Genomic DNA, 14,395 nt, shown 5'->3' on the forward strand with positions numbered 1-14,395 from the left:
CGTCAATTCCCCTCGAAGACGGGCTTCTGCTTGGCCACGAAGGCCTCGTAGGCGCGATGGAAATCGCGCGTCTGCATGCAGATGGCCTGGGCCTCGGCTTCGGCCTCGATCGCCTCGTCCACGCCCATGTTCCATTCCTGGTGCAGCAGCTTCTTGGTGACGCCGTGGGCGAACGTCGGGCCGGCGGCAAGCTGCGCCGCGAGCGTCTGGGCCGCTTCCAGCAGCTTGCCGGAGTCGTGCAGCGCATTGAAAAAGCCCCAGCTGGCGCCCTCTTCGGCCGTCATCGCGCGGCCCGTGTACAGCAGTTCGGAGGCGCGGCCCTGGCCGATCATGCGCGGCAGCAGCGTGCACGCGCCCATGTCGGCGCCCGCCAGGCCCACGCGGGTGAAGAGAAACGCCGTGCGCGCGGCGGGCGTACCCAGGCGCATGTCCGAGGCCAGCGCCACCATCGCGCCCGCCCCGGCGCACACGCCGTCCACCGCCGCCACGATGGGCTGCGGGCAGGCGCGCATGGCCTTGACCAGGTCGCCCGTCATGCGGGTGAAGTCCAGCAGTTCCGGCATGCTCATCTTCGTGAGCGGGCCGATGATTTCATGCACGTCGCCGCCCGAGCAGAAGTTGCCGCCCGCGCCCGTCACGACGATCACCTTGACGTCGGTGGCATACACCAGCGAACGGAAGAGATCGCGCAGTTCCGCGTACGAATCGAAAGTCAGCGGATTCTTGCGCTCGGGACGGTTCAGCGTGATGGTGCCGATCTTGCCGTCGTCCGACACCTGCCACAGGAACGTCTTCGCCTGGTAGCCGGCGAGGGGACGCTTGTGGTGCTTCATGGTGTGCTCTTCGGGCTGGGTGCTCATGGTGTCTCCGTTCGTGAATGCAGGGGGGGTGGCTTGCCGGCTTCAGCCGGTCATCACTTCGCCGCCGTCCACGGCGATCGCCTGGCCATTGACGGAGGCGGACGCCGGCAGGGCCAGCCACGCGACCGTCTCGGCCACTTCCTCGGGCTGCACCAGGCGGCCCTGCGGATTGCGCTCGGCCAGCTTGAGGCGGGCGGCTTCCGGCGTCATGCCGGTCTTTTCGACGATATTGGCGACCGCGCCGCGCACGATGTCGGTCTCGGTGTAGCCCGGGCAGACCGCGTTGACGGTCACGCCCTTCTGGGCGGTTTCCAGCGCCAGCGAACGGGTCAGGCCAATGACGCCGTGCTTGGCGGCGCAGTAGGCGCTTACATACCCGTAGCCGATCAGGCCCGCGGTGCTGGCGACGTTGATCACGCGGCCCCATTTTTCCTGCAGCATCCCGGGCAATGCCGCCTGGATGCAGTGGAAGGTGCCGGTCAGGTTGACGGCCAGCATCTGGTTCCAGAGCGCGGCGTCGGTGCGGTCAAAGCGCTGGCTGACCGCCTGCCCGGCGTTGTTCACCAGGATCAGCACGGGGCCGAACTCGGTCTCGGCCTGCGTAAAGGCGGCGCGCACCGAGGCCTCGTCGGCGATGTCCGCGCTGACGGCCTGCACCTGGCCCAGCCGGGCCAGTTCGTCGGTCGCGGCGTCCAGCGCGCCGCCGTCGCGGCCCAGCAGCGTGACGCGCGCGCCGCGCTGCAGCAGCGCCCGCGCACTGGCCAGGCCGATGCCGCGGGCGCCGCCCGTCACCAGGGCGTGACGCCCGGCGAGCGGGTGCGGTTGTGCGTTCATTTGATATCCAGTTGCGCCATGGCGGCGGCGCGTTCAAAGTTGGTTTCAAGCTGGCGCTTGCCGGCGAAATACTGGCTCGGCCAGGAAACATCAACATAGCCCACCCGGGCCGCTTCGCGCAGCGTCCAGGAGGCGTCGGCCAAATGGGGACGTGCCAGCGCGCAGAGGTCGGCGCGGCCCGAGGCGATGATGCCGTTGGCGTGGTCGGCTTCGAAGATGGCGCCCACCGCGATCGTCGGAATGCCGGCCTCGTTGCGGACCCGGTCGGCGAACGGCGTCTGGAACATGCGGCCGTAGACAGGCTTTTCTTCCTTGCTGACCTGGCCCGACGAGCAGTCGATCATGTCCGCGCCCGCGGCCTTGAAGTGGCGCGCGATCTCGACCGCATCGTCCGGCGTGATGCCGCCTTCCACCCAGTCGTGGGCGGAGATCCGCACCGACATGGGCTTGTCCTCGGGCCAGACCGCGCGCACGGCGTGGAAGACCTCGAGCGGGAAGCGCAGGCGGTTTTCCAGGCTGCCGCCGTACTCGTCGTCGCGGTGGTTGGTGAGCGGCGAAATGAAGCTGGACAGCAGATAGCCGTGGGCGCAGTGCAGCTCCAGCCAGTCGAAGCCGGCGGCCGCGGCGCGGCGGGCGGCGGCCACGAAGTTGTCGCGCACCTGGTCCATATCAGCGCGCGTCATGGCGCGCGGCGTCTGCGACACGCCTTCGATGTACGGCAGGGCCGAGGCGGAGACCAGCGGCCAGTTGCCTTCGGCCAGCGGATGATCGATCTTCTGCCAGCCGAGCTGCGTGGACCCCTTGCGGCCGGCGTGGCCAAGCTGCATGCCGATACGCGCGTCGCTGTTGCCGTGCACGAAGTTCACGATGCGCGCGAACGCCTGCTGCTGCTCGTCGTTCCACAGGCCCGGGCACCCCGGGGTGATGCGGCCGTCGGGGGACACGCAGGTCATTTCCACCATGACCAGCCCGGCCCCGCCCATGGCGCGGGCGCCCAGGTGAACCAGGTGAAAATCGCCCGGCACGCCGTCGGTGCAGGAATACATGGCCATGGGCGACACCAGGATGCGGTTCTTGAGCCGCACGCCGCGCACCTGGTAGGGGGTGAGCATCGGAATGGCCGGACGCCGGCCTTCGGGGGTGCCCGCGCCGGCGCGCTCGGCGATCCAGCGCTCAAAGCCTTCGAGCCAGGCCGGATCGCGCAGGCGCAGGTTCTCGTGCGAGATGCGCTGCGAACGGGTCAGCAGCGAGTAGGCGAACTGCTCGGGATCCAGGTCGGCGTAGCGCTCGACGTTCTCGAACCATTCGGTGGAGTTGCGCGCGGCGTTCTGGATCTTCAGGACTTCGACGCTGCGCACTTCTTCATAGTGGTGCAGGCCGGCCTCGACGCTGCCTTCCGCGCCGCTCAGGCAGCGCGCCAGTTCGATGGCGTCTTCGAGCGCCAGCTTGGTGCCGGAGCCGATGGAGAAGTGCGCGGTATGCGCGGCGTCGCCCATCAGCACGACCGGTACGCGACGCATGCCGCGCGCGGTGTCCAGGTTGTTCCAGTGGACCCAGGTATTGCAGATGACGCGCGGGAAGCGGATCCAGATGGCCGATCCGCGCAGGTGCGAGGCATTGCTGATGAGCTTGTTGCCGTCCAGCCAGGGCGCGAACAGCTTTTCGCAGTAGGCAATGCCCTCTTCCTGGCTCATTTGCTCGATGCCGGCGGCCTGCCAGGTTTCTTCGGGCGTTTCGACGATGAACGTGGACATGCCGTCTTCGTACCGGTAGGCGTGCGCCTGGAACCAGCCGTGCTCGGTCTGCACGAAGGCGAACGTGAACGCATCGAAGACCTTCTTGGTGCCCAGCCACACGAAGCGGCAGCGGCGCTGATCGATGTCGGGATGGAAGGTGTCGGCGTACCGGGTGCGGACCTGGCTGTTGATGCCGTCCGAGGCGATGACGAGGTCGGCGTCGTATTCGCGGGCGATGGCCTGGTCGTCCTGGACGAAGTTTTCGAACACCAGCTTGACGCCGACGTCTTCGCAGCGGGCCTGCAGGATGTTGAGCAGCTTCTTGCGGCCGATGCCGATGAAGCCGTGGCCGCTGGTGCGGATGCTGCGTCCCTTGAAATGGATGTCGATGTCATCCCAATGGTTGAAGGCATCGCCGATGGTCTGGGCGGAGACCGGATCGGCCTCGCGCAGGTTCTGCATGGTGGCGTCGGAGAACACGACGCCCCAGCCGAAGGTGTCGTACGGGCGGTTGCGCTCGATGACGGTGACTTCGTTGGCGGGATTCTGCAGTTTCATCAGCAGACCGAAATACAGGCCGGCGGGACCGCCGCCGATGCAGACTATCTTCATTGCCGTATACGCTCCAAGGGTACGCGACAGTCGCTCGTTGATGCTGGAGCGCAAGCCGCAGATATTTAGGTCTGGATAGTTTAGGCTTGAAATATATACCCGAAGTTGTGGGTGTGCAAATGAGGGAAAGTATTTAGGACGGAGTTAAAGGGGGACGATTGGTGGATTGGTCTTGGAGGCTGAAGGGGGTGTAGTTTGCGCGGGCGCTGCGTGGGATTCGTAGCGGTGGCAGGATCGGTTTTGGCGTGGGATTTTTGCCGTTTGCGGCGTCTACTGGGTTCTTGAAACGCCCCTCGGCGCGGACGGCAGGGCCGCGAGCGCCCACGATTGCGGTCCGGAGCCTTCGCTCCGGACTGCCCCGTCGTCATCCTCGTCCTCGCCTTCGGCGACTCCTACGGATTCCCTCGGGCGCATCGACGGCGCTCGCGACCCTGCCGCCCGCACCGAGGAGCTGCGATGTGCCGATTTGCGGTGCTGCTAGACCTGTGGTCGGGGACGATTCTTGCGGGGCCCGCCGAATCGCGGCCGCGCGGGCGGCCACGATCGGCATACGCGTTGTGGGGCGCCGGGGGGGTGTGCGCTTGCGCGCTGGCGGGGACTAGTTTGCTAATGGCTCCAGCATCGCCGAAGGGGGGGAAGGTGATGGACGGCGCGCGGCGACGGGACGCTACAGCTTGCCGACCTGTACGCGCGCCGCCCATCGGACACTGGGTTCAAGTGACGATTAGTGGCGAGCTGCGCCAAGGTGTCTGAACGCTGATCTCGACAAAACCCCAGCAACCAGCCCCCCTACTCGCGAAGCGTCATCACCACAACGCAAGACGCCGCGTAAGTCCCCGAAGGCCGCCCGCGCGGCCGACCGGGGACGGGCACCGCAAGATGCTCCTGGCCCGAAAAACTCGACGCAAAAATGCCAAGCACGCTGACCTGCCCAGCGGCCTGACACTGTCAATTGCTCGAGTCCGGTGCGGTGGCGGCGCGGGGTGCGCGGGGCGTCGATAAGCCCGAGGGAATCCGTAGGAGCCGCCGCAGGCGGGGACGAGGATGACGACGGGGGGGCCCGCCTAGGGCAGTCCGGAGCGAAGGCTCCGGACCGCAATCGTGGCCCCGCGCGCCCCGCGTCGCCACCGTGCCGGACGCCTCAAGAACTCAAATCCCCAAGAGGCGAAGACACGTCAAGCCCAACCCGGCGACTACCCGCGAGCCCGCAGCCACTCTTCCAGATCCCCCGCCGGCAACGGCGGTGAAAACAGGAACCCCTGCCCCGCCGCGCACCCTTGTTCGATCAGGAACCGCCGCTGCTCCTCATTCTCGACACCTTCCGCAACCACCGGCAGGCTCAAGCTCTCGCCGATCCGGATCACCGCGCTCGTCAGCGCCCGGGCCGCGTCATCGCTCTCCAGCCCCTGCACAAAGCTGCGATCCAGCTTCAGTTCATCCACGATGAGCCGGCGCAAATGGCCCAGGCTGGAATACCCCGTCCCAAAGTCGTCCATCGAAAGGCGTACGCCCAACCGATGCAGCTCCGCGATCGTGCGCAGCGTGCCCGCCGTCGCGTCCAGCACCACGCCCTCGGTGATCTCCAGCATCAGATCCGCCGGCGCCAGCCCGAATTCGGCCAGCGTCGCCGCGATCATCCGCGGCAGGTTCAGGTTGTGGAAATTCGTCGCCGACAGGTTCACCGACACCGATGGCACCCGCAGGCCGTTGTTGCGCCAGATCGCCAGTTGCGAGCAGGCCTCGCGCAGCGCCCAGTCGCCCAGGTCGCCGATCAGGCCGCATTCTTCAGCCAGCGGCACGAAGCGCGCCGGCGAAATGTCGCCCAGCGTCGGATGGCGCCAGCGGGCCAGCGCCTCGACCCCGTACAGGCTGCCGTTCCTCAGTCCCACCTGCGGCTGGTAATGCAGGCGCAACGCCTTGGCCTCCAGCGCATCGCGCAGGGCTGCCTCCAGCGCCAGCCGCTCCTGCGCCTGGCGGTTCATTTCCGCGCTGAAGAACGAAATGCGGTTGCGCCCTGCCGTCTTCGCCTGGTACATCGCCATATCGGCATGGCGCAGCAGCGTATCCATGTCGCGGCCGTTTTCCGGGAACACGCTGATGCCGATGCTGACCGACGGGTTCAGCGTGATGCCTCCCACCGAGAACGGCTGCGCCAGCGCCACCAGGATGTGTTCGGCGGCCGCGGTCAGGCGGCCGTGCTCGAACTCCGGCATCAGCATCACGAACTCGTCGCCCGACAGGCGGCCCACGATATCGGTCGCGCGCGCCAGCCGGCGCAGGCGCTGCGCCACGTCGCGCAGCAGCGCATCGCCGATCGGGTGGCCCAGCGTATCGTTGACCTGCTTGAAGCGGTCCAGATCCAGGAACAGCACCGCCACCCGCTTGCGCTCCGGCTCTGCGCGCGCGATGGCCTGCTCGGCCTGCGCCAGCAGCAGATTGCGGTTGGGCAGCCCCGTCAGCTCGTCATAGAACGCAAGCTGGCGGATGCGGGCGCGGGCTTCCTCGCGCTCCAGCGCCAGCGCGCACAGATACACGCACACATCCACCAGGCGGTGATGGAAATCGTCCGGCAGCCGGCGTTCGCGGAAATAGAAGGCAAACGTGCCGATCACCCGGCCGTCGCTCGACTTGATCGGCGACGACCAGCAGGCCTTGTATTCCTCGGGCAGCGGCAGATGGCGGTAATCGTCCCACAACGGATCCGTCGCGATATCCGGCACGATCACCGGCCGCCCCAGAAACGCGCTGGTGCCGCACGCGCCCACCTGCGGGCCGATCGCCACGCCTTCCAGCGCGTCCGAATAGGCCTGCGGCAGACTGGGCGCCGCCAGCGGCCGCAAGAGGCCCGCGTCGTCCACGCGCACCACCGAGGCCGCCACTTCGGGCGCCAGGCGCTCGACCTCGCGGCACACCATATTCATGACCTCGACCACCGAGGCCTCGTTCACCATCGCCTGCAACACCCGGCGCTGCAGCACCTCGTGCACCTTGGTCGGCGTAATGTCCGTCAGCACGTCCACGATGTTGACCAGCGACCCGCGCTCATCGAACACCGAGTTGGCCATCACCGACACCCACAACGGCTTGCCGCCGCGGTCGTAGACCAGCACGTCCTTGTGATAGCCCTCGCGACAGGCGACGCGCCGGTGCAGTTCCTCGCGCGTGCCGCCATCGGGGCGGCCGCCGGACAGCAGCTCGCCCAGGTCCTGGTGCAGGGCATCGCCGCGCGAAAAGCCCAGCATGCGCTGGAAGCCATCGTTAACGTAGACGATCCGCCCGTCGCAGCCGGAAACGGCCACCGCGTTGCCTGTCTCGTTGATGCCCAGCATCAGCAGACGGATCTCCTCCTGCCGCTCGGCATCCGCGATCGACTTGCGCGAAATCACCGACACGCGGGCGATATCGCCGGCGTCGTCCGTCAGCGGCAGATAGGTGGCCTCGATCCAAAGAAAGCTGCCGTCCTTCTTGCGGTATCGGCAGGTGCCGGAGAAATGCTGGCCGCGGCGCAGCCGGGCCCAGACCTGTTCGCCGCTGCCCGTGCCCTTGCCTTCGTCCATGCTGTCGCACAGCATGTCGTGGCGCAGCGCCTGGGCCTCTTCGCGGGTGTAGCCCACCGCGGCCAGGAAATTGGTATTGCCGTTCAACAAGGAGCCGGTCGCGTCGAAGTCGAACAGCAGCAGCGCCCGATCCATCGACGTCAGATAATTGCCCACATGCCAAGCAGTGCCCTGGGGGTTCGTGTCCGAACCGCCAAGATGAGAATCAAGCATAAGGGGCTCCAACCCGGATAACAGCTGTTCCGGTTTCATTAGCGCCTCGGAAAACCAAGCGCGACGCGATCGCGTCCGTCCTGCTTGGCCAGATACAACGCCTGATCCGCCCGGCTGAGCGTCTCTGAGAAAGTTTCGCCCAACTGGTGATATGCCATGCCGATGCTGACCGTCAGCCGCAGGACGTCGTCCCCGGCCGTGACCGCCAGCCCGCGCACGTCGCTGACCAGCCGGTCCATGACCGCCTGGGCCGCTTCCGGCTGTGTCTGGGGCAGCAGCACGAGGAACTCCTCGCCGCCCCAACGGCCGCACAAGTCGTATTCGCGCAGGCTCTCGCCCAGCACGCCGGCCAGCTCGACCAGCGCGCGGTCGCCGGTTTCGTGGCCGAACCGGTCATTGACCGCCTTGAAGTGATCCACGTCCAGCATGGCGACGACGAAGCTGTCGCCGCTGCGCGCGGCGCGCTGGACTTCCTGCTTGATCATCTCCATCAGCGCGCGCCGGTTCAAGAGGCCGGTCAGGGGGTCGCGACTGGAGGTTTCCTCGAGGGCGCGATTCAGGTCGCGCATCATATTCTGGTAGTGATCCGAGATCCGCGCGATACGGGTCAGGCGGCGCAGCTGGCGGTCGAACTGGTCGCACAGGCCCAGTTCGCGCTCGTGCGCCATGCTCTGATAGGCGTCCGAAAGCTGGGTCACGCGCTGGATGCGCGCCATCTGCTCTTCGGTGTGCCGCCAGAGCGCTTCCAGCGCTTCGCGCAGCGGATGGCCGGCATGGGCCGGGTCCGCCAGCAATGCGGTGATACGCTGATCGAGTTCGGCGGCGCCCGGCTTCATTATCGGCCAACCACCGAAAACGGGAAGGTGCAGTCTTCCTTGAATTCTTCGGCCAGTTCGCCGACGCGCTCATTGCGCATATCGTAGAACCAGGTCACGCCGACCTCGCGGCCCTTGCGGTGCGCGGCCTCCAGCACGTCGAAGATGTCCATGACGGACTTGATGCTGCTGGTGTTCAGGTACAGCAGTTCCAGCTCCAGCTTCAGCGGCGCGTCGCTGGCCTGCACATAGGCCTCGACCCATTCAATGACCGGGCCGAACAGTTCGAAGGAATTCTCGGGGTAGGAGTCGCCGCGCATCGCCAGCACGCCGGCGGCAGCGTCGGCGGCGATGGCGGGCGTGGACTGGGTCCCGGGAATGTTCAGGTCTTTCATCAAATACTCCGAAAATAATCCTTTGAGCGCACGCCCTCAGACCACGACGCTCAGGCTGAAGAAGGCCTTGCCCGGCTGCGCGGCGGGGGTCAGGCTGGCTTCCAGCGGAGCGCCGGCGCGGCGCGCAATGTCGATGAGACCCAGCCCCGCGCCCGACGCCACGCCTTGCGTGCGCGGCTTGTGGAGCTGTGCCTTGTATTCGGCCTTCAGGGCCGCCTTGTCCAGCGCGGCCAGTTCCTGGATGCGGGCGACCAGGCTGTGGCCGTCCTGCGCATCGACCAGATTCCCCGCCGACACCACGTAGCGGCTCTCGTCGCGGCGGCCGATCACCACCGTGGCCGAGGCATCCACGTCGCCGTTCAGCGCGGCGTACTGGCGGATGTTCTGGATCATCTCGATGTAGACCGAGAACACGTCCATCGCTTCGGCGGGCCGGACATGCTCTGCGTTCAGGTAGTTCTTCAGCGCATTGCCAATTTCCTCGATCAGGCTGCGGGAGATCGGCCCGTTGAAACACAGCAGGGTCCGGTTCTGGTCGAATCGCGCGCCCAACGCGTAGAGATCGGAGGCATTCATGGAGGGTACCGCCTTGATAACGATTATTCGAAACGGAAAGACAGCAAGGTGATGTCGTCGCGCTGGGGCCGGCCACCTTGGTACTCGGCGAGCGCCTGGCTGAACGCCGCCGCCTGTTCGGTTAACGGCCGGCGCGCGTGCGTCTTGAGCATTTCGGCAAAGCGCGTGTTGCCAAAGCCGAACCCATGCTCGCCGCCCGCCTGGTCGAGGAAACCGTCGGTGGCCAGGTAATACGTCCAGCCCGGCTCCATCTGCAAAGCAATGTTCTCGTAAACCCCCATACGCTTGTCGCCCAGTGCGCGCTTGCCGCCGGGCACTTCGCGCAGGCTTTCGCCGTCGCTTGCGTACAGGCTGATCTTGGCGCCTGCGTACAGCAAGCTTCCGGCTTGGCGGTCAATATATACCAGCCCCGCATCGGTGTTGGTGGCCAGGGCCCGGGGCAATTGCGCGTCCGCAAGCATGGCGCGGATGGCGTTGTCGGTGCGCGTCAGAATGCCGGCGGGATCGCCCGGTCCGACTTCCGTGATCGCCAGGTCGATCGCGGCGCGCGCCAGCATCGTCATCAACGCGCCGGGCACGCCGTGGCCCGCGCAATCCATGATGCCCAGCAGGCAATTGGCGCCATCCGAGCGGAACACGTAGAAATCGCCGCCGACCACGTCGCGCGGCTTCCACAGCACGAAATGGTGGGCGCCCAGCGATTGGGTGAGCTGGCGGTCCGGCAGGATCGCGCGCTGGATCAGGCTGGCGTAGTCGATGGAATCGTCGATTTTCTTGTGCGCCGCGGCCATCGCCCGGTTGGCGTCTTCCAGTTCCGAGGTGCGCTCGCGCACCTTGGTCTCCAGTTCGGCCGTGTGCTTGCGCACCTTGTCGGCCATGACGCCAAACGCGCGGCTCAGGTCGCCGATCTCGTCCTGGCCGCCCGGCGGCAGGCGCACGTCGTAGCTGCCGTTGGCAATGGCGCGGGCCGACTGCTGCAGGCGCCGCAAGGGGCGCAGCATCAGGCGTTCGATGGCAAAGCCAAAGCACAGCAGCATGGCGGCGAACAGCACCACCAGGCCGATCGCGGCCGGCCACAGCCAGCCGGTGTCCAGCACGCGGGCCGCGCCCAGGTCGACCACGGTCATCACATGCCAGTGCAGTTCCGGCATGTACGCCACGGCCGCGAGCTGGCGCACGCCGTCCATCTTTACCCAGGCCGACTGCACGGACTGGGGGTCCGCCTGGGCGGCATGCATGGCGGACAGCAGTTCGGCGCGCCCCTCGCCTTCGTCCAGCAGGTTGAACACCGTGCCCTTGCCGCCGGCCCCGGACGCGCCGGAGTTGTAGGCGATCAGCGCGGGGTTCATGTGCGCCTGGATCGCGCCCGCTTCGTCCACGATGATGGGCGTGACGCCGGGCTGTCCGCTGTTGACGAATTCCTTCAGGAAGCCGCCCACGTCCAGGCCGGCGCCGGTCAGGCCCATGACCTTGTCGCCATCGCGGATCTGCACGTTGATCCAGACCTTGGTGGTCTGGAGCTTGAGGTCGGGATTGACGTTGATGTTGTAGCGCGCGGGCGACTTGAGCGTGGCGTAGAACCAGCCGTCGTCGGCGGCGCTGGGGCTCAGCGTATAGCGCGGCGCCTCGGACAGGGGCTTGTCGTCGTTGAAGTAGTAATTGCCGGAGGTCGCGCTGGCAATGAAGTAGGCGCCGCCCAGCAGATCGCGGCGGTAACCGTCGGCCTCGCGGAAGAACAGCTCGCGCGCGGCAGGATCGTTTTCATTGCGCAGCCAGCGGCGCGTGACCTCGCTGTCGGCCAGGCGCTGCGACAGCGCCAGTTCGCGCGACACCGGCGCCAGCACGCGCTGGCGGTTGAGCTGCGTGAAATTGTCGGCAAAGGCGCGGCCGAAGTGCTCGCGCACGCCATCGAGCACCTGCCAGCCGATCAGCGCGGCCGGCGCCAGGGCGACCAGGCACGCCAACAGCAGCGCCATTAATGATTTCCTGCGCAAACCCCATTTCGCCATGCAAAGTCTTCCTGACAGCCTGATGCGTTGTCACGCGCGAAAAAGGGGACACAGGCTGCCGCGCTGGCCGTAAAGGCGCGCTGCCCGTGCTTGTGCCCCGCCTTATGAGCCATGAGCCTGATGGCCGGCGCACCCATGGCATACCGGCGCGGCTAGTGTAGATGGCAGTGGGGTTTATTGATACAGGTGCAAACGTCTGGATGCGTTCGAGACACCTTAAGTTGCACGCAAGCAATATATATCTTGATTTATTGCGTTTTATGTCATGGCCTGTTACGACTTCGGGGCCGGGTTGCGGCTTAATTACTACACCTCATAACACCCCCGCTACACGCCCAGGTAGCGTTCCCAGAGGCCGCGGTCGGCGTCGAGCGACGCCGAATCGCCGGTCCAGACCACCTTGCCCCGTTCCAGGATGACGTGGCGGTCCGCCAGGCTGAGCAACCTTTCGACATATTTGTCGATGACCAGGATGGTCTGCCCAGCCTGCCGCAGGCGCGCCAGGCAGTTCCAGATTTCTTCCCGGATCTTCGGCGCCAGCCCCTCGGTGGCCTCGTCCAGGATCAGCAGGCGGGGGTTGGTAACCAGCGCGCGGCCGATGGCCAGCATCTGCTGTTCGCCGCCCGACAACTGGTTGCCCATGTTGCGGGCCCGCTCGGCCAGCCGGGGAAAGAGTTCGAACACCCGATCGGGCGTCCAGGGTTCGCCGATATCCGGATTGCGCGCCGCCACGAAGGCCGTCAGGTGCTCGCGCACCGTCAGGTTGGGAAAGCACTGGCGTCCTTCGGGCACGATGGCCACGCCGGCCCGCGCGATGCGGTCGGAACTCCAGCCGCTGATGTCCTGGCCCGCGAAGTGGATCTTGCCGCCGCGCAGCGGCAACTGGCCGAACAGGGTGCGCAGCAGCGTGGTCTTGCCCATGCCGTTGCGGCCCAGCAGGGTCACCACCTGCCCCGCGCCGATTTCCAGGTCCACGCCGAACAGCACCTGGCTGGCGCCGTAGCCGCTCTTGGCCGATTCGATGGTCAGCATCACGCGGTCTCCTCGTCGCCCAGGTAGGCCTGGCGCACTTCCGGATTGGCCCGGATCTCGTCCGGGGTGCCCGAGGCGATCACCCGGCCGTACACCAGCACCGACAGGCGGTCAGCAAGGCGGAACACCGCCTGCATGTCATGTTCAACCAGCAGCATCGCGGCGCGTCCCCGCATGGATTCGATCAGTTCGGTCAGACGGACGGTCTCGTCCGGCCCCATGCCGGCCATGGGCTCGTCCAGCAGCAGCACCTTGGGCCGCGCGGCCAGCGCCAGCGCGAATTCCACCTTGCGCTGCTCGCCGTGCGGCAGGGTGCCCGCCGCGCGGCCGAGCAGGCTGGCGTCGATGGCGCATTCCCGGGCGAGCTCGCGCGCCTGTTCATACAGCGCGGATTCCGCCGCGCGGGGCTTCCAGAAGCGGAAGCTGCTGCCGGCATGGGCCTGGACGGCCAGCACCAGGTTATCCAGCACGCTGGACTGCTTGAAGATATTGGTGATCTGGTAGGACCGCGACATGCCCGCCGCCACGCGCTCGTGGGCATTCATGGCGGTGACGTCGCGGCCGTCGACCTCCAGCGTCCCCGAATCGGCGGCCAGCGTGCCCGACAGCAGGTGGATCAGGGTCGACTTGCCCGCGCCGTTGGGGCCGATCAGGGCATGGATCTCGCCTGGCTCCAGCGACAGCGATACATTGTCGGTCGCCACCAGCGCGCCAAAGCGGCGCACCAGTCCGCGCGCCTGCAGGGCGTGCTTTCCGCCGCCCGCGGCGCGGGTCGTGGCATTCATCGGATTGCTCATGAGCCCACCTTGCCGGATTGCGGGGCAGCGCGCCCGCTGAACAGCGGCCCGAAAAGGCCGACCAGGCCGCGCGGCGCGCCGAACACCACGCACAGCAGCAGCACGCCCAGGGGCAGGTGCCAGTACTCGGTCCACAGGCGCAGCACTTCTTCCAGCGTCAGCATCACGACCGCGCCGGCCACGCCGCCATAGCGCAGGCCGATGCCGCCCACCAGCACCATGATCAGCAGGTTGGCCGACTGGGTCCAGTGCATCAGGCTGGGAGAGATGAAGAGGTTGTGGTTGGCCAGCAGCGCGCCCGCCAGCCCGGCCGCCGCGCCGCTCAGCGTGAAGGCCATGAGCTTGATGCGGTAGACCGGATATCCCATGGATTCCATGCGCGATTCGTTCTCGCGGATACCCTGCAGCGCCATGCCGAAGCGCGACGCGACGACGCGGCCAAAGACCCACATCAGCAACGCGAAGAGCACCAGCACCAGGTAATAGAAGCTGACGTCGTTGGCCAGGTCGATGCCGGGCAGGCTGGAATAGCCGGGCAGGTTCAGCCCGTCTTCGCCCCCGTACTGGCGCAGCGAGATGAAGATGTAGAACAGCATCTGCGCGAACGCCAGCGTGATCATGATGAAGTACACGCCGCGGGTGCGCAGCGAGATCGCCCCCGTGATGCAGGCCAGCACGCCCGCCAGCAGCATCGCCACGGGCCAGGAGACGAGCGCCGACGTGACGCCCGACATGGCCAGGATGCCCACCGCATAGGCGCCCGCGCCAAAGAACGCCGCGTGGCCCAGCGCCACCATGCCGCCGTAGCCCAGGATCAGGTTCAGGCTGGTCGCGGCCAGCGCGTAGATCAGCACGCGCCGCACGAAGGAAATGTAGAAGTCCAGGCCCAGCATCGGCGCCACCAGCGGAAACACCGCCAACGCCGCCAGCAGGACCACGGTCCAGAGTTTGGTTCTCAT

The 14,395-nt window shown here is 66.8% G+C and carries 11 protein-coding genes; all 11 read right to left on the reverse strand.

Annotated features, from left to right (window positions below):
* Nucleotides 1-2: 2 nt before the first annotated feature.
* The 11 genes from BMW75_RS13265 to BMW75_RS13315 all read right to left on the reverse strand — a co-directional run bounded on the left by BMW75_RS13265 (nt 3) and on the right by BMW75_RS13315 (nt 14,395).
* Nucleotides 3-860 (reverse strand): enoyl-CoA hydratase family protein, encoded by an 858-nt coding sequence (locus BMW75_RS13265; protein ID WP_076518696.1) that lies wholly within the window; start codon nt 858-860, stop codon nt 3-5.
* Nucleotides 861-902: 42 nt separating this feature from the next.
* Entirely contained in the window at nt 903-1,694 is a 792-nt protein-coding gene (locus tag BMW75_RS13270) for an SDR family NAD(P)-dependent oxidoreductase (protein WP_092579868.1), read from the reverse strand.
* The gene (locus BMW75_RS13275; RefSeq protein ID WP_092579870.1) at nt 1,691-4,042 is read right to left on the reverse strand and encodes a bifunctional salicylyl-CoA 5-hydroxylase/oxidoreductase; all 2,352 of its coding nucleotides are present in this window, start codon (nt 4,040-4,042) and stop codon (nt 1,691-1,693) included. The genes BMW75_RS13270 and BMW75_RS13275 overlap by 4 nt, the downstream gene beginning before the upstream one ends.
* A gap of 1,193 nt (nt 4,043-5,235) precedes the next feature.
* Nucleotides 5,236-7,812, reverse strand: a complete 2,577-nt coding sequence (locus tag BMW75_RS13280) for a sensor domain-containing protein (protein ID WP_254792005.1) — start codon at nt 7,810-7,812, stop codon at nt 5,236-5,238.
* A 38-nt stretch (nt 7,813-7,850) separates the two neighbouring features.
* Complete coding sequence (gene siaD / locus BMW75_RS13285; protein WP_092579874.1) at nt 7,851-8,648, reverse strand: biofilm regulation diguanylate cyclase SiaD; 798 nt, start codon at nt 8,646-8,648, stop codon at nt 7,851-7,853.
* A complete protein-coding gene (gene siaC, locus BMW75_RS13290) occupies nt 8,648-9,022 on the reverse strand; it encodes a biofilm regulation phosphoprotein SiaC (RefSeq protein ID WP_092579876.1) in 375 nt (124 codons plus the stop codon). The genes siaD and siaC overlap by 1 nt, the downstream gene beginning before the upstream one ends.
* A gap of 36 nt (nt 9,023-9,058) precedes the next feature.
* Nucleotides 9,059-9,598: a biofilm regulation protein kinase SiaB gene (gene siaB / locus BMW75_RS13295; protein WP_076518690.1), complete on the reverse strand. Its 540-nt coding sequence runs from the start codon at nt 9,596-9,598 to the stop codon at nt 9,059-9,061.
* Nucleotides 9,599-9,621: 23 nt separating this feature from the next.
* Nucleotides 9,622-11,607, reverse strand: a complete 1,986-nt coding sequence (gene siaA / locus BMW75_RS13300; RefSeq protein ID WP_217646946.1) for a biofilm regulation protein phosphatase SiaA — start codon at nt 11,605-11,607, stop codon at nt 9,622-9,624.
* A 327-nt stretch (nt 11,608-11,934) separates the two neighbouring features.
* Entirely contained in the window at nt 11,935-12,639 is a 705-nt protein-coding gene (locus tag BMW75_RS13305; protein ID WP_092579881.1) for an ABC transporter ATP-binding protein, read from the reverse strand.
* On the reverse strand, nt 12,639-13,436 hold the full coding sequence (locus tag BMW75_RS13310) for an ABC transporter ATP-binding protein (protein WP_254792006.1): 798 nt from the start codon (nt 13,434-13,436) through the stop codon (nt 12,639-12,641). The genes BMW75_RS13305 and BMW75_RS13310 overlap by 1 nt, the downstream gene beginning before the upstream one ends.
* Nucleotides 13,433-14,395 carry a branched-chain amino acid ABC transporter permease gene (locus BMW75_RS13315; RefSeq protein WP_092579883.1) on the reverse strand — a complete coding sequence of 321 codons (963 nt, stop codon included), beginning with the start codon at nt 14,393-14,395 and terminating at the stop codon, nt 13,433-13,435. The genes BMW75_RS13310 and BMW75_RS13315 overlap by 4 nt, the downstream gene beginning before the upstream one ends.

This window comes from Achromobacter sp. NFACC18-2 (assembly GCF_900108985.1).
GTDB lineage: Bacteria > Pseudomonadota > Gammaproteobacteria > Burkholderiales > Burkholderiaceae_B > Achromobacter.